General features: G+C 36.1%; 19 protein-coding genes and 4 pseudogenes. 3 read left to right on the forward strand and 20 right to left on the reverse strand.

Annotation, left to right across the window (positions count from 1 at the left end; genetic code table 11):
- Nucleotides 1-139 precede the first annotated feature (139 nt).
- Nucleotides 140-481, reverse strand: coding sequence for a hypothetical protein (locus tag CZ490_RS22705; protein ID WP_234987249.1), 342 nt, complete (start codon nucleotides 479-481; stop codon nucleotides 140-142).
- Nucleotides 471-713, reverse strand: coding sequence for a transposase (locus tag CZ490_RS22710; RefSeq protein WP_234987250.1), 243 nt, complete (start codon nucleotides 711-713; stop codon nucleotides 471-473). The genes CZ490_RS22705 and CZ490_RS22710 overlap by 11 nt, the downstream gene beginning before the upstream one ends.
- A gap of 637 nt (nucleotides 714-1,350) precedes the next feature.
- Here CZ490_RS22710 and CZ490_RS15675 point away from each other — a divergent pair.
- A complete protein-coding gene (locus tag CZ490_RS15675; protein ID WP_077619776.1) occupies nucleotides 1,351-1,881 on the forward strand; it encodes a hypothetical protein in 531 nt (176 codons plus the stop codon).
- Between the two features lie 741 nt (nucleotides 1,882-2,622).
- Here CZ490_RS15675 and CZ490_RS22715 read toward each other — a convergent pair.
- Nucleotides 2,623-2,835, reverse strand: coding sequence for a peptidoglycan-binding domain-containing protein (locus CZ490_RS22715; RefSeq protein WP_234987315.1), 213 nt, complete (start codon nucleotides 2,833-2,835; stop codon nucleotides 2,623-2,625).
- A gap of 93 nt (nucleotides 2,836-2,928) precedes the next feature.
- Nucleotides 2,929-3,444 (reverse strand): annotated as a pseudogene (locus CZ490_RS22720) (peptidoglycan recognition protein family protein); the annotation flags it as partial.
- A gap of 318 nt (nucleotides 3,445-3,762) precedes the next feature.
- Here CZ490_RS22720 and CZ490_RS15695 point away from each other — a divergent pair.
- Nucleotides 3,763-4,819, forward strand: a pseudogene (locus CZ490_RS15695) (acyltransferase family protein).
- Nucleotides 4,820-5,077: 258 nt separating this feature from the next.
- Here the strand turns inward: CZ490_RS15695 and CZ490_RS15700 are convergent.
- The 8 genes and pseudogenes from CZ490_RS15700 to istA (CZ490_RS15735) all read right to left on the reverse strand — a co-directional run bounded on the left by CZ490_RS15700 (nucleotide 5,078) and on the right by istA (CZ490_RS15735) (nucleotide 11,117).
- The gene (locus CZ490_RS15700) at nucleotides 5,078-5,299 is read right to left on the reverse strand and encodes an ATP-binding protein (protein WP_077619781.1); all 222 of its coding nucleotides are present in this window, start codon (nucleotides 5,297-5,299) and stop codon (nucleotides 5,078-5,080) included.
- A 9-nt stretch (nucleotides 5,300-5,308) separates the two neighbouring features.
- Nucleotides 5,309-6,034, reverse strand: coding sequence for an IS21-like element helper ATPase IstB (istB, locus tag CZ490_RS15705; RefSeq protein ID WP_077619782.1), 726 nt, complete (start codon nucleotides 6,032-6,034; stop codon nucleotides 5,309-5,311).
- On the reverse strand, nucleotides 6,031-7,122 hold the full coding sequence (istA, locus tag CZ490_RS15710; protein WP_327078420.1) for an IS21 family transposase: 1,092 nt from the start codon (nucleotides 7,120-7,122) through the stop codon (nucleotides 6,031-6,033). Before istA (CZ490_RS15710) ends, istB (CZ490_RS15705) begins: the two co-directional genes overlap by 4 nt.
- On the reverse strand, nucleotides 7,103-7,435 hold the full coding sequence (locus tag CZ490_RS23055; protein WP_327078413.1) for a hypothetical protein: 333 nt from the start codon (nucleotides 7,433-7,435) through the stop codon (nucleotides 7,103-7,105). The genes istA (CZ490_RS15710) and CZ490_RS23055 overlap by 20 nt, the downstream gene beginning before the upstream one ends.
- Nucleotides 7,436-7,534: 99 nt before the next feature.
- Nucleotides 7,535-8,164 (reverse strand): annotated as a pseudogene (locus tag CZ490_RS22725) (ATP-binding protein).
- Complete coding sequence (locus CZ490_RS15720) at nucleotides 8,161-8,349, reverse strand: hypothetical protein (RefSeq protein WP_077619783.1); 189 nt, start codon at nucleotides 8,347-8,349, stop codon at nucleotides 8,161-8,163. Before CZ490_RS15720 ends, CZ490_RS22725 begins: the two are co-directional and overlap by 4 nt.
- A gap of 471 nt (nucleotides 8,350-8,820) precedes the next feature.
- Entirely contained in the window at nucleotides 8,821-9,570 is a 750-nt protein-coding gene (gene istB, locus CZ490_RS15730) for an IS21-like element helper ATPase IstB (RefSeq protein WP_200801595.1), read from the reverse strand.
- Nucleotides 9,567-11,117 carry an IS21 family transposase gene (gene istA, locus CZ490_RS15735; RefSeq protein WP_077619784.1) on the reverse strand — a complete coding sequence of 517 codons (1,551 nt, stop codon included), beginning with the start codon at nucleotides 11,115-11,117 and terminating at the stop codon, nucleotides 9,567-9,569. The genes istB (CZ490_RS15730) and istA (CZ490_RS15735) overlap by 4 nt, the downstream gene beginning before the upstream one ends.
- Nucleotides 11,118-11,537: 420 nt before the next feature.
- Between istA (CZ490_RS15735) and CZ490_RS22380 the strand changes: the two genes are divergently transcribed.
- Nucleotides 11,538-11,678: a hypothetical protein gene (locus CZ490_RS22380; RefSeq protein ID WP_159439970.1), complete on the forward strand. Its 141-nt coding sequence runs from the start codon at nucleotides 11,538-11,540 to the stop codon at nucleotides 11,676-11,678.
- A 131-nt stretch (nucleotides 11,679-11,809) separates the two neighbouring features.
- Here the strand turns inward: CZ490_RS22380 and CZ490_RS15745 are convergent, their stop codons facing one another.
- From CZ490_RS15745 to rfbA, 8 genes and pseudogenes are all read right to left on the reverse strand, one after another.
- Nucleotides 11,810-12,685: an ROK family protein gene (locus CZ490_RS15745; RefSeq protein WP_077619785.1), complete on the reverse strand. Its 876-nt coding sequence runs from the start codon at nucleotides 12,683-12,685 to the stop codon at nucleotides 11,810-11,812.
- 63 nt (nucleotides 12,686-12,748) lie between these two features.
- Nucleotides 12,749-12,999: pseudogene (locus CZ490_RS15750) on the reverse strand (DJ-1/PfpI family protein); the annotation flags it as partial.
- A gap of 181 nt (nucleotides 13,000-13,180) precedes the next feature.
- On the reverse strand, nucleotides 13,181-13,315 hold the full coding sequence (locus tag CZ490_RS22930; protein WP_159439971.1) for a PglD-related sugar-binding protein: 135 nt from the start codon (nucleotides 13,313-13,315) through the stop codon (nucleotides 13,181-13,183).
- Nucleotides 13,316-14,263, reverse strand: a complete 948-nt coding sequence (gene manA / locus CZ490_RS15755) for a mannose-6-phosphate isomerase, class I (protein WP_077619786.1) — start codon at nucleotides 14,261-14,263, stop codon at nucleotides 13,316-13,318.
- 90 nt (nucleotides 14,264-14,353) lie between these two features.
- Nucleotides 14,354-15,373, reverse strand: coding sequence for a dTDP-glucose 4,6-dehydratase (rfbB, locus tag CZ490_RS15760; protein ID WP_077619787.1), 1,020 nt, complete (start codon nucleotides 15,371-15,373; stop codon nucleotides 14,354-14,356).
- A 2-nt stretch (nucleotides 15,374-15,375) separates the two neighbouring features.
- Nucleotides 15,376-16,230, reverse strand: coding sequence for a dTDP-4-dehydrorhamnose reductase (rfbD, locus tag CZ490_RS15765; RefSeq protein ID WP_077619788.1), 855 nt, complete (start codon nucleotides 16,228-16,230; stop codon nucleotides 15,376-15,378).
- Nucleotides 16,231-16,234: 4 nt separating this feature from the next.
- Nucleotides 16,235-16,795 (reverse strand): dTDP-4-dehydrorhamnose 3,5-epimerase, encoded by a 561-nt coding sequence (gene rfbC, locus CZ490_RS15770; protein WP_077619789.1) that lies wholly within the window; start codon nucleotides 16,793-16,795, stop codon nucleotides 16,235-16,237.
- A 14-nt stretch (nucleotides 16,796-16,809) separates the two neighbouring features.
- Nucleotides 16,810-17,694 carry a glucose-1-phosphate thymidylyltransferase RfbA gene (rfbA, locus tag CZ490_RS15775; RefSeq protein WP_077619790.1) on the reverse strand — a complete coding sequence of 295 codons (885 nt, stop codon included), beginning with the start codon at nucleotides 17,692-17,694 and terminating at the stop codon, nucleotides 16,810-16,812.
- Between the last annotated feature and the right edge of the window lie 52 nt (nucleotides 17,695-17,746).

The raw sequence follows: 17,746 nt of genomic DNA on the forward strand, positions 1-17,746 counted from the left end.
TTGCTAACTAAATGAATCTTAGTAAGGGGGCTAGGGTGTGAGAAAGCTCACAGGGGCATAGTTTGTGTGTTCCACCCAGAAGTCAGCTCAATACGATTACCGCTCCTTAACTCCTCGTTTTCTCCATTCAACACGGTTATTATCGTGAGAGCGACTCAGAGACATGGCTTCTCATACAGCTTCTTGAGATAGGTCGGCTTCTCCCCTTAAGTGCTGGGAGTGGTTCTTGAAAATAGGAAAGAGTTTTCTGTGGAGATACATGATGATTTTCAACTAGATTAAGATAGGCTGGGTAACTACTCCATTCATAAGACGATAGATTTTTCACCATCTTCGCCTCGAGGGGATTACGATGTATGTACCGACCTACTTCAAGAAAGTACTGATCTGTCTCGTTTAACTTAGCTCCATAACGACCTTGGAAAACATGACCATCATAATGATATTTTTTATTAAAATAAATCGCATACCTAAAGTGCATTTCTTTCACAATTAAATGAATATGAATTCGTCGTTTGTACTTGAAGATGAACATGCTTAGTCATTAAGCAGTAGGAATGAAGTGTAAAAGGATACATGGAGCGCAAAAACTCGAGGATTTCTAGATAAGTAAGATAATCATCACGTTGATTAAAAAGTGAAGACCTTCGGTTTCCCCTTGCAGTGATATGATACATAGCAACTGGAAACCAAATTCTGTGCTTTCGTTTCATTCAATTCCTCCTATGTATCTATTTCCGACTTCAGTTTCTTGAATAGTAGGAAAATGTCAATTAACATCCAAAATTGTCGGAATTATGATTTAATAGATAGTATAACAGTTTGACCTATAACCCCTTTTACTAAACAATACAAATCCAAACAAACGATTGATTGAATCGCTAGTCCCATGATGCCATTAGGCTAGAATACTAAACAAACATTTGTTTGAAATCGATATTTTCACAAGACACCCGACTAATACAGTTTGTTATATTCCGATTGATTCCAGCAACTAAATCCGACACGCCACAGTACTATACTTTAACTAAAAATTTAAGAACTAGTATACAGCCCTAGCACTTTAGTACGATAAAACTTGGATCACAACGGGGGTCAGGCCCCCCCGTTCAGGATTAATAGTAACATTGACTATAGTTCTCAAACAGCTTTTCAGGGTAACCACACCAGCTATAATAGATAAGTTTGGCTAAAACAAAGAAAAACGGGGAAGCAAAGTGCATTCCTTCTGAGATTATTCGCCGCTTTGATATTACAAGTCTGTCTGTTTAGATAAAATAATCATTCTTAGAGGAATTTTACTAATGTCATAGAAACCTTACTATAAATAAACTATTTGGAGGTATTTGTATGAAAAAAACAATAATAGTTCTCTCAATGCTAGTGCTTGTTATTGGATTTTCCTTGTTAAATTCCAATGTATTTGCTGACAGTAAAAAAGGATTATCTCATCTTGTCATGGAGCATGAATCAAAAATTAATCTTTTGGAGGAGATTATAAAAAATATTGATTTAGATTCTGATGTCCAAGAAGTACTAACTCCTGAATTAAAACAATCTTTAATTAAAGAGGTTGAGAATTTGTTGCCTGACCATAGAAATTTTTTCAACCTTGAAACTAATGAAAATCAGCATATTAATATAACCGGCTATGAACTTCAAGAAAATAAAGGTAAAATAATACTGAAAATATATACAGAAGGTGAGTATAATTGGACAGAGTTAGATGACAATTCAACTTGGGAGATGGGTCCCGGGAGAAAACTTGCTAGCGGCATTGTTAGTAGATTTAATACGATTTCAAAGATGTATGGAGTAGAAATGGGTTTTGAATTTTACCAGAATGGAGAAAGAATAACAAACTTTGTAAATTTAGATTAAAAAATTCAAGGCCCTATATCTATTACTTGGATAAAGGGCCTTTTTCGTCTATATTTTGAAAATGGAATGAGTGTTCGAAGTAACTATTTTTCTATGCGAATAAATATGACTGCACCACCTAATTGAGTTTCACCGGTAAGATTCTCTTTCTTTATATAATCGATACGTATAAAATTTATAAACGAATGTATATAGTGACAGAACGCTGATAAGATAATACAAGAGCGTAGATGTCCTATTATTAGAGTCTAAATAACCTCTCATATATAATCCATCTAATAAAATCAAACAAATAAATGGAACATACAACATCGAAACTAAAAGTAGTACCCCTATCAACAGATAAATACTTAGAGGGGCTTTATCTCCCAAACGTGTGTATTCAACTTCTTTTATAGGTACGTAGTACATTCCACTAACCATTATTACAAAGCCCACAAATAGCAATATCATTTCAATACGCCCCTCCTTTTTGTATTTCAATATTTAAGTAACATTTTGTTTAAAGAAAATAAACCCTACCTCGGCTGAGACAGGGCTACTGCTAAGGAAACCTTGGTTCGGCGTTACTTTATCCATTTAACATAAACTTAATCCAGCCAAGTAACGATAACCACAATGGAATACTGAGTAATGTTCCCCAGAAAAGGCCCCTAGGAAAATTATCTTCCTGTTGCATTTCATCACTTCCTCAGTACTTATATACCCAAAAACTTTGCAAATTATTACTTATTTGTTTGATTAGAGTCTATCTTTATAATACACATGTAGCACTTTGGCAAATGCACTAAATGTTTCAAAATCAACTACACCCGGAGTAGGCTTTCGAAGTTTTTGGTCTTCTTGAAACCTTCTTACAGCATCAACAGTAAAGTCTTGATACTCATCAATCTCGACATGCTTTGTTTGAGTATATCCTAATGAAGCTAAGAAAAAATGTATTAACTTCACCATTTCTCCTTTATCACCTTTTTGAATTCGCACAGTCAAGTCTCCTTTCGATACACCTAAAACTTTAGGTTTGGACTCCCATTGAAAATGATATACGACATCATTAATGAACTTTTCCCACGTAATTCCATGTCTTTTCAGTGCATTAATTGGATCTGACCTACGTTCTGGGTCTAATGTTTGGTGGGCAACAATATGCTTTCTTGGGTCTAAATTAAACGTCTTGCAAAGATATGCGTGGTACCAAACATATCGCTTGTACGCTTCTTGAAAATTAATCTTTCCTCCCCAACAAAGTTCAACACCAATTGCAGCATCATTTGCATCGTCACCGAACATGCGGTTATCAATTGGTTTATTATATTGGACATGCCATGCTTTTTCATTTAACGGAATCATCTCTAAGATGTATTTATCATCAATAAAAGTATGGGCTGACGCAGAGGGTTGATTATTATTGAAGTGTGACCAATTGTTATATGCTGTTGAACCAGGATTACCAGTATCATGAGAGACAATAAAACGTACTCTTTGTATTTTCTGACCACTGCGAGAATTACCGAGCCTAATGTAATCTCTAGTTATATTGTACAAACTTAAGCACTCCTTTATTTTTATAATATGAACCGATATTCATATTTGTGAACCCAATGGAATTACCAACGAAGTATCGATTATCCACACTTCACTATATGACAAGCCCTTTTATTAGTGATTTTAGAGAAAAAATTACCTTTTGAATGACTAATACCCGTGCAGAAGTTTATGAGAAGAGAGAAAATCAGAAGATAGAATATTATAGCAAAAGTGTAATCCAAGCATTACCCTAAAGATTTTGGTGTAACAGTTGTACTTAAACAGCGCGAGTCAGAATCAAGCGGTTACATTAATATTATATTTACATAATTAATACTCGTATGATATAGTCCAATGTATATTTTGAATTTAGGACTATTTTTGGCTATTAACTATTTGTCTTTTGGAAGGGCTCCCTGCCTATTTGAAAGGAGTTACATATTGAAAAAGCAAAGAAAGCTTTGGTTGGATATAGCCAAAGGAATTGGAATTATCTCAGTAGTGATAGGACATGTGGGTATCGAGTCGATATCTCATTACTTTTATTGGTTTCACATGCCATTATTTTTCTTGATCAGTGGGTATTTATATAAAAAAACACCTAATTTCGTTTTTCGAAAAACAAAGTGCTCTCATGATTCCCTATCTGTCATTTTATATTTTTTTAACATTCTTACAATATCACTCTTTTGGGATTCCAGATTTTAACGTACATATTGAATATTACTTTAAAGGTGGAGAGTATTTGAAGGGCACCTTTGGAGTATTTTGGTTTGTTACAAGCTTATATGTATTGTCAATCCTCTTTCATATTATATTTTTGTTAAAGAATAATATTGTATTGTTCGCTGTAGCATTAATCTTTTATTTATTTTCCTATTACGATTCTATTAATTACAATAATATTTTCTTTGTATGGAACATTAACACCGTTTTATTTACTTTTATTTTTTATTATTTAGGCTATCTCTATAAAAAACATGAAAATAAAATAAGTCATCTAATCGAAAATGCCATTTTACCTACAGGCATTCTAATTTTAGTATTTATAGTCCTAAATATATACGGTTTATTTGACTATAAGCTTGATATCAAATATCAAATCTATAACCATCTATTTATTGATATAGCAATCCCACTCTTATTTATTGTATTTATTTTGGGGATTTCAAGGAAACTTGAGGACATACTGGTAATTAATAAGACTCTATCAATAATTGGTCAATCTTCATTAACCATTATGTACCTACATATCTTTTTATTATCTATATTTCAAGAATACACACCATTAGCACTTTGGCAGATCATACTATTTTCGATAGTCTTACCAAGTTTCACACATCAAGTATTCAAGACTACCAGAATTACATCAACAATTTTCTTAGGAACTCAGCCTACTCGAAATGAATGAACACCCAACGAATATTAACTCAAACAAAGCACACCTTCTATAAGATGCACTGACTAATCAGTTACTTTTAATTATGGGGGTGCTTTTTGATAAAATCAGTCATTAGATATTCCATTACAGAATTTTTTTATAAATTAGTTAACCAATACACAATGTTAACGTCATATAATTAAAGAGAGATTATTTTGTATTTTGCAAGAAAAAAGTGCATAGTTGCGCAAGAGTTTTTGCAGAGTCTTGCGACCCAATCGTTTCAACTTATCTTGCCCCTGATAAAGCGTTCGATAATCTATAACTTCCACCGTTAAATGTTAATACATGGGCATCAATTAAACGATCCACTAATGCAGCTGTTAGTCTAGAATCAATGGAAATCCTATTCCATTGGCTGAACTCAAGATTAGAAGTGATTATTAGTGTATTTTGCAAGAAAAAAGTGCATAGTTGCGCAAGAATTTTTGCAGAGTTTTGCCACCCAATCGTTTCAACTTATTTTGCCCGTGATAAAGCGTTCGTTAATCTATAACTTCCACCGTTAAAGGTTAATACGTAGGCATGATGAATTAAACGATCAACCAATGCAGCGGTAAGTCTAGAATCAATAAAAATTCTGTTCCATTGGCTAAATTCAAGGTTAGAAGTGATTATTAGGCTTTTCTGTTCATACCAGTCAGCGATAAGCTGGAATAGTAGTTCAGAGCCTTCCTTGCTAAAAGGCAGATAACCCATCTCATCAAGAATGATTAATTCTACCTTTTCAAATTTCTTTCTAAAGGAAGGCAATTTATCCTGCTTCAGAGCTTGTTCTAATTGCTCAATTAGTGAGGATACACGGTAAAATCTAACCTCATATCCCAATTCACATGCTTTTCTTCCTAATCCAGTTGCTAAATGTGACTTTCCAGTCCCAGGAGCGCCAATTAAAACAACGTTTTGTTTCTGCTTAATAAAATCAAGGCTCATTAAACTATCTTTATCAATCTGTGTTGGAAATCTAATTCTTTCGGTCCATTCATAGTTACTTAAACTCTTCGAGTCTAAGAATTTAGCACTTTTAATTAAGCGCTGTACCTTTGCTTTATCACGTAGTTTAAACTCTTCCTTAAATAGTGCCTCTAAAAATTGGGCAGGAGATTCGAAAGGAATCGACTCGTAAATTTCAGAAACATAAGCGAGTCTTAAAGACTTACACATTGAACGAATCTGCTCACTCATGGTTGCTCACCCCCAGTGGGTGCTAAAGAGTCATACTCATCCCAATCTAGCCCGAAGGGATTTTCGTTATTTCCAGAAATTAAATCATAAAATTCCTCGTTAATTCTTTTTATATCATGTGTAACTAATAAGTTTACTATTTCCACTAATCTTTCTTTCCTAACGACTAAATCTTCAACCATTAAATAGTCATTAATCCGGCCAGGTAAGTATTTTTGGTATCTTGAATAAGGTACTGCTCTGGGTTTTCGAATCCAATCCTTGAAAATGGATAACCAGGGAATAGCTCTCTTTTTGTTCATATAAGGTCTAAAATCTTCATATAAGATTTCACCGTCAGGTGATACTGCTTTATATTTATCCCATGACACTACAAAGTATATAAAAGGGTAATTTGATGCCTTCGGGATATGTATTAATGTGTTATCTAACTTAGCTTCATTATATTTATTAACGTTTGCCTCAATCTCTTTAAAGACTGGGTAATCTTCCTCTGGTAACTCAAGCAAATAGTTCTTCTCATCATTCCAAAGATCTTCGATCAAAACTTCTTTCTCATAGTGAAGTCTCTGGCGATCCTTTTCCAGTTGAACACGAAGTGTTTCAGTAAAATCCTCGTAACTATTCATAACTGGTGAAGTTGTAAAGAAGTTGTATCGTATATAACCTACTTTATTTTCAACGCTTCCTTTTTCATTACCTTTACGTGGATTACATACCTGTACTTCAAACCCATAGTGATTTTGAAATTGTATAAAGGCATCTGTTAGCTGTGCCTCTTCAGTTTTTGATCTCACCTTCTTAACAGCTGGAGTTAAATTATCAATCCGTATTTTTCTCGGAACTCCTCCACATTGTTTAAATAAAAGCTTCAATCCTTCAAGAAAACATTCCTGATTTTCAGACGGTAATGGTATCGCAAACCCTGCATTACTGTAAGGATACGACATTAGTAACGCATGAGTATCAACAAACTCACCATCTTTAACAACTTCCATAACACCAAAGTCTACTTGTGCTTCACTTGGAGGATGTTCTAGCCGTTCATGTCCTTTATCGTGCTCCTCATTATGGGCTATTCTCCCAATCTGTTATAAAGTAACATACTGTTCTGTAGGAACCTTCAAATCCAAGGTCCTGAAGATCTTTATAGATCTGTTTTTTTGTTCTACGTAATTTCCTCTTTAACCTACTATCCTCAAAGAGCCAATCTGAAACTATATCTCCCCATTTTTCAGTATGCATCATACCTTTAGACTTTTTAATTTTAGACTTAGGTAATTGATTTTCATCTGCATATTTCTTAGCAGTTCTCCAATTAATCCCTAAAGTTTCCTTAATTTTTGTTATTGATAATCCTTTTTTGTCTCGTAAGTGTTTGATACAATTAATATCAGACATTGCTAGCATCCTTTCTATCTCCACTCAAAAATTGCTCGACACAATTAATGTAGTGGGACTTGGGGTGACTGGCAAGTCTTTTTTTATGCACTTATAAACTTAGTGCCGGACTCTGCATTTTTTCGTTGCAAAGCTCTGCACTTTTATTTTGCAATAAACAATTAGGCTTTTCTGTTCATACCATTCTGCAATAAGCTGAAATAGTAGTTCAGAACCCTCCTTGCTAAAAGGTAGATAACCCATCTCATCGAGAATGATTAATTCTACCTTTTCAAACTTCTTTCTAAAGGAAGGTAATTTATCCTGTTGCAGCGCCTGTTCCAACTGCTCGATAAGTGTGGATACACGTTAAAATCTAACTTCATAACCCATTTCACATGCTTTTCTTCCAAGTCCGGTTGCCAAATGAGATTTTCCAGTCCCAGGAGCGCCAATCAAAACTACGTTTTGCTTTTGCTTGATGAAATCTAGGCTCATTAAACCATCTTTATCAATCTGTGTAGGAAATCGAATCCTTTCGGTCCATTCATAGTTACTCAAACTCTTCGAGTCTAAGAATTTAGCATTTTTAATTAAGTTCTGTACCTTTGCTTGATCACGTAATCGAAACTCTTCCTTAAATAATTCCTCTAAGAACTGGCTCGGAGATTCAAAGGGAATTGACTCATATATTTCAGAAACATAAGCCAGCCTTAAAGAATTGCACATTGAACGAATTTGCTCGCTCATTCATTGTCACCTCCTGTAGGTGCCAATGAATCATACTCTTCCCAATCTAGCCCGAAGGGGTTTTCATTGTTTCCAGATATTAAGTCATAAAATTCCTCATTAATTCTTTTTATATCATGTGTAACTAGTAAGCTTACTATTTCTACTAATCTTTCCTTCCTAACAACTAGATCTTCAACCTTCAAGTAGCTCTGCACTTTTATTTTGCAATAAACAATTATTTAGGGGGGATGGGGTCAGGAAACAGAAATTCTTGAAGATCACTATCTGTCATATCCTCCTTGATTACAGCCAAGAGATTTTACCACCCTTGCCATCTTTTTTACCAGTGTTCGCCAAGGAATTTACCAGGCTACGCCAACACATATACCAATGGATAGAAAAGCCCTACAGATTAATCATTTAGGAATCTTGTAGGGCCTTTATGTTGTTTATTTACTTAGAGTAGTTACTGAAGTAATCAAAGATTATCTTTCTAGATCCTTCATAAATATCTTGATCAGTCCAGTTATAAGGAAGAGGTTCCTCACCGTATACCTCTAAAAGCTTTTCTTTTAGTTCCTTTGGGAAAGGGACTCAGCTTTTGAAACCCACCCAATAATAGTATTCTTCAACTTTATGAATCTCTTTTTGTATTCAATGTGGTCATATTATGATTACCTACCTAACCCATGACGCTCACACATAGAAACTTCTCCATCTAGTAGAATTTGATAGGAGTCATGAATAATACGATCTAAAATTGCTTCCGCAATCGTTTCATTTCCTAGCTTTAAATGCCATCCACTAGGGTCAATCTGTGAACAGAATATAGTGGAACCAACCTTATGACGAGCTTCTGTAATTTCTAAAAGGATAGCTGCTTCATCCGTTGTTAAATCTGTTAAAAGCCATTCATCTAGGATGAGTAGGTCTACTTTCGTATATTTTTTTATGGTTTTCCTATAACTTCCGTCTGCTGCTAATTTAGCGAGTGACAGTTCATCTAGTAATTCTGGTAAACGAATGTATTTGACATTAAAAAATTGTCGACAAGCAGATACTCCGAAGGCAGTAGCTAAGAATGACTTTCCTGAACCAGTAGGCCCTTTTAATATGATATTGTGACCATCCAGGATATAGCTACAACTAGCCAACTTCAAAATCAGGTCTTTATTTAACCTACGATCTTCATGATATTCCAGGTCTTCAATACATGCATTGGAGTTAAGAAAAGACGCAGTTTTGATTAACCGTTGAAGTTTATTACTCCTTCGGCGGGCATGTTCTAAATCGACAAGTAAACTAAACCTATCTTCAAAAGTCATTTTTTGAAATTCTTTATTCGCTGATTGTTCCTTATAGGCTTCTGCCATCCCACTTAATTTCATCTCGATTAATTTGGTTAAAGTTTGTTCATTCATCATTTATCCGTTCCCCCATAGTAAGAAGCTCCACGTGTAAAGCCGTAATTATTTTTGTTGATATCTGTTTTCCGTTTTAATTCTTGCTCTGCGTCATTCTTTTTGTTAGTCTTCAGTAGAGTTTGAATACTTTTGACCGTTGGTCTTTTAGTCATTGAGAGCACCATTTTACAAGCACGTTCAATCTCATATTTTGTGTAACGACGCTCAAATTTTTTTAAAGAAAATATAGATTGTAGGGCTAGCTTCTCTGTTTGTGAAGTATCTAGAAGATATCGAATTACGCTTAATGTTGATTCTCCGATATTTTCTGCCCATTCAATCGCAACTTCTGGGGTTTGATCAACGAATAACTTGTGATTATCTGGCATATGATCGTGAATGGTGGTCGTCTGTCCAAATTTTCCATATAATCGTTTATGAGATGCAATTCTCATATGGTTAAAAAATACTTCTATGAGGTTATCTGTCACTCTCACCTCGACTTCTCGATTGATATATTCGTATGGCACAGAATAAAACATGCTATCGAAAGAAACGTGATAGTCAGGGGCTACAGTTGTCTTTTTCCATTCAGACATTTTATAAGGTGCTAGTGGAAGGGGAGAAAGCGCAAATTTCTCCTCTTCTTCAAATGCTGACCAACGAGACCCTTTTTTCCGAGTAAAGGGTCTCTTATTAAATTTATCTAATTTCTTCCGAACCTCTTCGTTCAATTCATCAATAGTAAAACAATGCGTATTTCTTAATGCTGCAATAATCCAGGTAGAGATAACTCCAACCGAACCTTCTACACTAGCTTTATCTTTCGGTTTACGCACCCTCGCCGGCATGACGACAGTGTTGTAGTAGTCCGCCATCTCTTTGTAGGCAGGATTTAATATCAATTCACGGGTCGTATGCTTCGTAACGCTAGTTTTAAGGTTGTCTGGAACTACAATCTGTGTCGTTCCACCAAAATACTTATACGCATTATTGTGAAGTGTAATCCATGAATGCGAATCCATAGATAAGCTTGCCTCTGCGTATGATAACTGGCTGCACGGCAGTGTCGCAACGAACACATAGGCTTTTACCTTTTCTCCAGTATCTCTATCAATGATGAATGCTGTGGAACCCGCCCAATCGACTTCGATGATTTCGCCTGGTTTTCTACGAATGCGCAAAGTAGCTTTGTACTTATCTGCATAATTGCTGTAATGACGCAAAAAACTACGATAAGAGTATGGAATCTTCTGGCTCGCTCTACATTCAGCTTCATATTCATGGTGGAGAAGTGAAAGTGTGACATTGGGCTTTGCCAACTCTTCATGAATATAGTCAAAATTCAAGGGGTGTCGACCTGAAGCCTCCAGTGTCTTCTCAGGAAAAAGGAATTCCTCAATCCACTTATCCGTCATTTCTTCCTCTAACGGACAGACTAACCCCTTCTTTTCGGCAAGGCCGATGATCTCTGTTACTTTTTGACGAGAATGACCAGTACTTGAAGCAATGCCTCTAAGGCTGATGCCCTCATTGTGTAATTCCAAAATCTTTCGATAATGAATCATACTAAAATACCTCCTGAATAATAATGGCACACCCGATGGTGTGCTCACTAATTATACAGAAGGCATAGTGGTAAATAGCTTGTCATTTACTGGTACATTTCTTGTCACTGGGTGGTAAATAGAATGTCATTGGTGGTACATTTCACTGGCCGTAATCACTCCTCGAATGGCCAAGAAACATTTAACTTTTGAGCCCTTTTAAATACTTCTCTAATCGTATTTCTCGAGTTGGCACAACTAGAAGCAATCCCCCTTTGACTTACTCCTTGGGCATGCAGCCTAAGGATTTCTCGGTATTTAACCGCAGAAAAACCTCCTATATAATAGTTGAGCACAGCGTAGTGCAATTCCATTATATAGGAGGGTGGTTCTCTGCTTGGCAGAAGTGGATCTGATTTTTGTCATCAATGGGATAAAAATATGGCAAAGTTGGATCTATTGGGTGAAAATATTCAACCAAGCTTAACGGGTCGTGATAAAAATGAAAAAGTGGCCATTCGCAAAAGGCGCCTATGGGCTTGTCAATCTCAATGGTTTTATGGGCAATTATTATTTTTATAGTTGTAAATATTATTTAACTAACGAAAGTTTTAATTACAGACAGTTCTATAATACCTATACAGAAACAGACGGATAAAAAAGATAAAAACTCCTCTAAATCCAAGAGGAGTCACAATCCTGCAACCTTTTAATTAAATCATACCTTCTACCCCAAGAGCAATTGCCCCAGCCAGTCCAGCATTATCGCCAATTTCAGGTAATACAATGTAGGTATCGATATTTTCTACCGTTAACTCAGGTATGTCTACGTATCCATTTAACATCTCCAATACTTGTTTGCGAACGAGCGGTAATAAATGTTCTTGCTTCATTACACCGCCGCCGACTATAACTTTTTTCGGAGATAGAACTAGAATGTAATTCATTAGCCCCTGAGCGAGATAGTAGGCTTCAATCTCCCATACTTCAGGATAATTCGTTAACTCTTTCCCTTTTTTATTCCATCTTTTTTCAAGGGATGGACCTGCAGCTAATCCCTCCAGGCAGTCTCCATGATATGGACAGAATCCTTCAAAAGTATCCCTTGGATGACGTTTCACAATGATGTGGCCCATTTCAGGATGAGTTAGCCCTTGGAATGGCTTACCGTTTATGACAGCGCCGACACCAATTCCCGTTCCTACTGTCATATAGATACAACTGTCCAATCCCTTTGCTGCTCCCCATATAGATTCAGCTAGAGCGGCTGCCGTTACATCTGTATGAAAGCCCATCGGTACAGAAAAATGTTTTTTTAGTTCTCCAAGCATATCATAATTTTTCCATTTTACCTTTGGTGTTTGCGTGATATAACCGTACGTTTCACTTTTTATGTCTACATCGACTGGACCAAATGAACCAACGCCTATAGCCTTGACCTCATATTCATGGAAAAATGAGATTACCTTTGCCATTGTTTCTTCCGGTGTTGTGGTTGGAAAAGTGACTCTTTCTAAGATCTCTCCATTCTCATTTCCAACTCCGCAAACGAATTTTGTCCCACCTGCTTCAATTCCACCAATCAGCATAGATAATTACCCCTTTAATGTTAGATTAGTATGTATGGGACAAGCTACCTGTCCTCTGTCACATTATTTTAGAACGTTGATGAATTCTCTAATGTAGTCTGGTAAGTCTGGAGGGAGACGACTTGAGATTAGGTATCCACCGGTTATGACTGGTTCGTCATACCAAATTGCACCTGCATTTTCCATGCCATCCTTAATTCCCTGGGTACTCGTCACTTTCTTCCCTTCCAGTATCTACGCTGAAATCAATACCCAACCTCGAGGATAGATAACACTTCAGGGAATCTACAAATTTTATCTGGCGCCCAGCCTCCTGTTGCCGGAGGCGTAACGTTGCCGTGACTACTGTACTGCTACCTATAGATACATCTCAAGCAATCTGAGCCGAGGGATGGATAGCTGTTGTCAGCTAATGCAACACTGCCAACTACATGTTCCTCAATTTCAGATAAGCTATCCTCACCCGTCCAAGATTTCATACCCCATTATTTTTGTTCAAATCTCTTTAAATGGGTTAATCCATCCAAGAATAGTAAATTCGCCGGCCTTCTCAACAATATCAATCACCACCTTGCTATGGCCTCCAGAACCAAATATGATTATATTGTTCAGCATATTCTCCTTACCCATTTATGGATGAGATACGATTAAGTCTAAAGTCCCTTTTAGTTCAAAGTCACCTAACCCAGCAGGTAAGATAAAATGCATGCCTTTTTCAACAGTGAAGCTTCCTTCGTCTATGAGGATTTCACCTGAACCATTCAAAATACTACAAATTAAAAATGGCTTATCTTGATGAAAGTCTGCAGAACCATCAATTTCCCATTTGTATACTGTGAAGTAGTGTTCCTTAACAAAAGTCGTAATCGTAGCTCCTTCAGTCTGCTCAACTACAGGCTTAACCGTAATGTTTTCGTGTGGAATGGTCGTTACGTCAATTGACTTTTTAATATGTAGTTCACGCTTATCACCATTTTGATCTACTCTGTCGTAGTCATACACACGATAAGTTGTGTCAGAACTTTGCTGCGTTTCTAGGATGAGAACACCAGAACATAGAGCGTGAATCGTTCCACTAGGGACATAAAAGAAATCACCAGGCTTCACTTTTATGCGGCTTAATAATCCGTCCCAATCGCCACTCTCTATCATCTCAACAAATTGTTCTTTAGTCTTTGCTGTATGGCCAAAGATAATCTCTGCTCCATCTTCACAGTCAATTACGTACCAGCATTCTGTTTTACCTAGTTCACCGTTTTCATGTTCATTAGCATATTCATCATTTGGATGAACCTGAATTGATAAGTCATTATTGGCATCGAGAATTTTTGTGAGAAGCGGAAATACGTCCCCTTCCAAATAACCGAAAAGCTCACGATGCTCTTTCCACAATTCACCAAGACTTTTGCCTTCATATGGGCCATTACTTACAATACTTTGTCCTTTTGGATGAGCAGATACAGCCCAGCATTCACCTGTTAAATCAGAATCAATCTTATAACAAAATTCTGTCCGTAGTTTCGTTCCACCCCAAATACGTTCCTGAAATAGTGGATTTAAAAAAATGGGTTGTTTCAAAAATATGCACGTCCTTTACTAATTACTTATATAAAAAGATAATAGGAAGCAACTTATGCTTCCCATGCGGCATTTGTAATTAAAACAGTGTTACAAAGTATATTGTGTTTCAAAATAATTCTTGTATTCTCCACTAATAATTTGCTCCCACCATTCTTTATTATCCAGATACCATTGAATAGTTTGTGCAATTCCAGTTTCAAATGTATAAGTTGGTTTCCAGCCTAATTGTTCCAATTTTGATGGATCAATAGCATATCGTTTATCATGTCCTAAACGGTCGGTTACAAACTCTATTAATTCTTCAGACTTTCCTAAAGCGCTAATTATTGTTTGAACAACTTCTAAATTAGTACATTCATTGTGTCCGCCTACATTGTATACCTCACCATTTTCACCTTCATGTAAAACCAAATCTATTGCTGCACAATGATCTAGTACGTGTAACCAATCACGTATGTTTTTACCATCACCATATACAGGTATCTTTTGGTCTTTTAAAACACGAGAAATAGTTAAAGGTATTAACTTCTCTGGAAAGTGGAATGGTCCATAGTTGTTTGAGCAACGTGTAATATTTATAGGCAATCCAAATGTTTCATGGTAAGCACGAACTAAAAGGTCAGATGATGCTTTACTTGCACTATAGGGACTATTAGGTTGTAATGGTGTATCTTCGGTAAAAAACGTATTCGGGTCAAAGTCTAACTCTCCATATACTTCATCCGTGGATACATGCAAAAATTTTGATACTCCAATTTGTTTCGCCGAGTCTAGCAAAACTTGAGTACCAAGTACATTTGTCTTAACGAAGATTTCCGGATCAGTTATTGAACGATCAACATGACTTTCAGCAGCAAAGTGAACAACACAATCAAATTTTTCATTCTCGAAAAGTGGTATAATCGTTTCCCGATCAGTTATATCTGCTTTAACAAAATGATAATTTTCTTCACTTTCAATTTCTTTATGTTTCATTAAATCCCCTGCATAAGTTAACAAATCTAGATTATAAATATCATATTGAGGATATTTTTTGACCATGTATTGTACAAAGTTACCACCAATGAATCCTGCTCCACCAGTAACAAGTACTTTCTTTTTAGCCATCCTTATTCACCTCTTGAGTTAATTTCTGTCAAGTATCTTGTAATCGCGTCTTGCCAAGGTGGCAATGTCGTAAATCCATTTTCTACTAGTTTCTGCTTCGACATACGGGAGTTTTTAGGACGTACAGCACGCGTTGGATATTCTTCAGTTTTAATAGAATTTATCACAACATCCTTATTAGACACTCTGAATATTTCCTTAGCAAATTCAGCCCAACTACAATATCCCTCATTCGATGCATGATAAATGCCGTACTTGTCAGTTTGTATCATATCAATTAACAGTCTCGCTAAATCATATGTGTATGTCGGAGAACCGTATTGATCGCCTACTACATTTATTTCATTTCTCGATTCTGCAAGGCGTAGCATAGTTTTTATAAAATTATTGCCATTCATACCAAATACCCACGATATTCGTACAATGAACCATTTATCCAATAAGCTTTTAACTGATTCTTCACCAGTGTGTTTTGTTAAACCGTAATGTCCAATAGGATCGGCACTATCAGTTTCCGTAAATGGCTCTTGACCTTCACCATTAAAAACGTAGTCAGTACTTATATAAAGAAATTTTGCATTAACCATTCTTGCAATAGTAGCTAGGTTTTTTGTCCCATCAACATTAACCTTCCAACAAGTTTCTTTGTCGTCTTCCGCTTGGTCAACAGCTGTATAGGCTGCACAGTGTACTATTACATCAGGTCTCAATTCTTCAATATAAGATATAACATTATTTTTATTTGTAATATCTAACTGGCTTGAACCAATACCATACATCTCAAATCCACGTCTTGAGCCCTCTCTTACGACATCATAACCTAATTGTCCAGTAGCACCAGTCACTAATATCTTCATATGGCTATTCTCCATATTTAAAATTATTATCAGCATCTTTTAGTAATGGTGCATTCTCATCTTTTGCTGACAAAACAGGTCTTATTTCGAAAGGCCACTGAATTCCGATTGAAGGGTCATTCCATAGAATACCTCGATCACATTCTGGCGCATATAGCTCGTCCACCTTATATTGAACCTCAACATCATCAGTAAGTGTCATAAAACCATGCGCAAATCCTTTAGGAATTAACAGTTGCTTTTTATTTTCCGCACTCAGTTCAATCCCATACCATTTTCCATAAGTTGGACTTCCTTGGCGAATATCAACAGCAACATCAAAAATTGCGCCTTTTGTACAACGAACTAACTTAGTCTGCGCTTTTGGGTTTAGTTGATAATGCAACCCGCGAAGTGTTCCTTTTGTCGCCGAGAATGATTGGTTATCTTGTACAAAACTTATATCTAATCCAAATTCTTGGAGGTTACGACAATTGTATGTCTCCATAAACCAACCACGATGGTCTCCAAATACATTAGGTTCTATGATAATAACGTCTTTAAGATATGTTCTTACAATCTTCATTTATTCTCACCCACTCATTTCGTAACAACATAAACCTGACTTGCAAGTCGTAATAAATATTGACCGTATCCGTTCTTTTTTAACGGTTCTGCTAGATCTATTAGTTGCTCTCTAGTTATATATCCTTTTCTAAAAGCAATCTCTTCAAGGCAAGCAACCTTTAAGCTTTGACGTTTCTCAATAGTTTCAATAAATGTTGAAGCCTCTAACAAAGACTCATGTGTTCCAGTATCTAACCATGCAAAACCACGTCCTAGTAGTTCAACATGAAGTTCATTTAATCTTAGATATTCTTCATTTATAGCGGTTATCTCCAATTCACCACGTTTAGAAGGCTTAATATTTTTCGCAATCTCAACTACACGGTTATCATAAAAATAAAGGCCAGTAACAGCATAAGTAGATTTCGGAACTTCCGGTTTTTCTTCTATAGAAATAGCTCTACCATCTTGATCAAACTCAACTACACCAAATCTCTCTGGGTCTTTTACATTGTATCCAAAAACTGTTGCTCCTTTTTCCTTAGAAGCCACTTTCTCCAGTAATCTAGTAAATCCATGACCATAAAAAATATTGTCACCTAAAATAAGTGCAACGTTATCATCACCGATGAAGTCTTCCCCAATTATAAATGCTTGTGCTAGCCCATCTGGAGATGGTTGGACTGCATAACTTAATTGAATTCCTAACTCAGAGCCATCCCCTAGTAACTGTTCAAAGCGTGGAGTATCATCCGGTGTAGATATTATCAAGATATCCCTAATCCCTGCTAGCATTAATATAGATAAAGGATAGTAAATCATTGGTTTATCATAGATGGGTAATAATTGTTTGGAAATAGATCTTGTAATGGGATAAAGTCTCGTCCCACTTCCCCCTGCCAATATTATGCCTTTCAACTCTACACCTCATTATAATTTATTAAAAAGTTATAATTAGTTTGCTATTAAT

It is taken from the genome of Litchfieldia sinesaloumensis (assembly GCF_900156865.1).
In the GTDB taxonomy this organism is placed as follows: Bacteria; Bacillota; Bacilli; order Bacillales; family Bacillaceae_L; genus Ferdinandcohnia; species Ferdinandcohnia sinesaloumensis.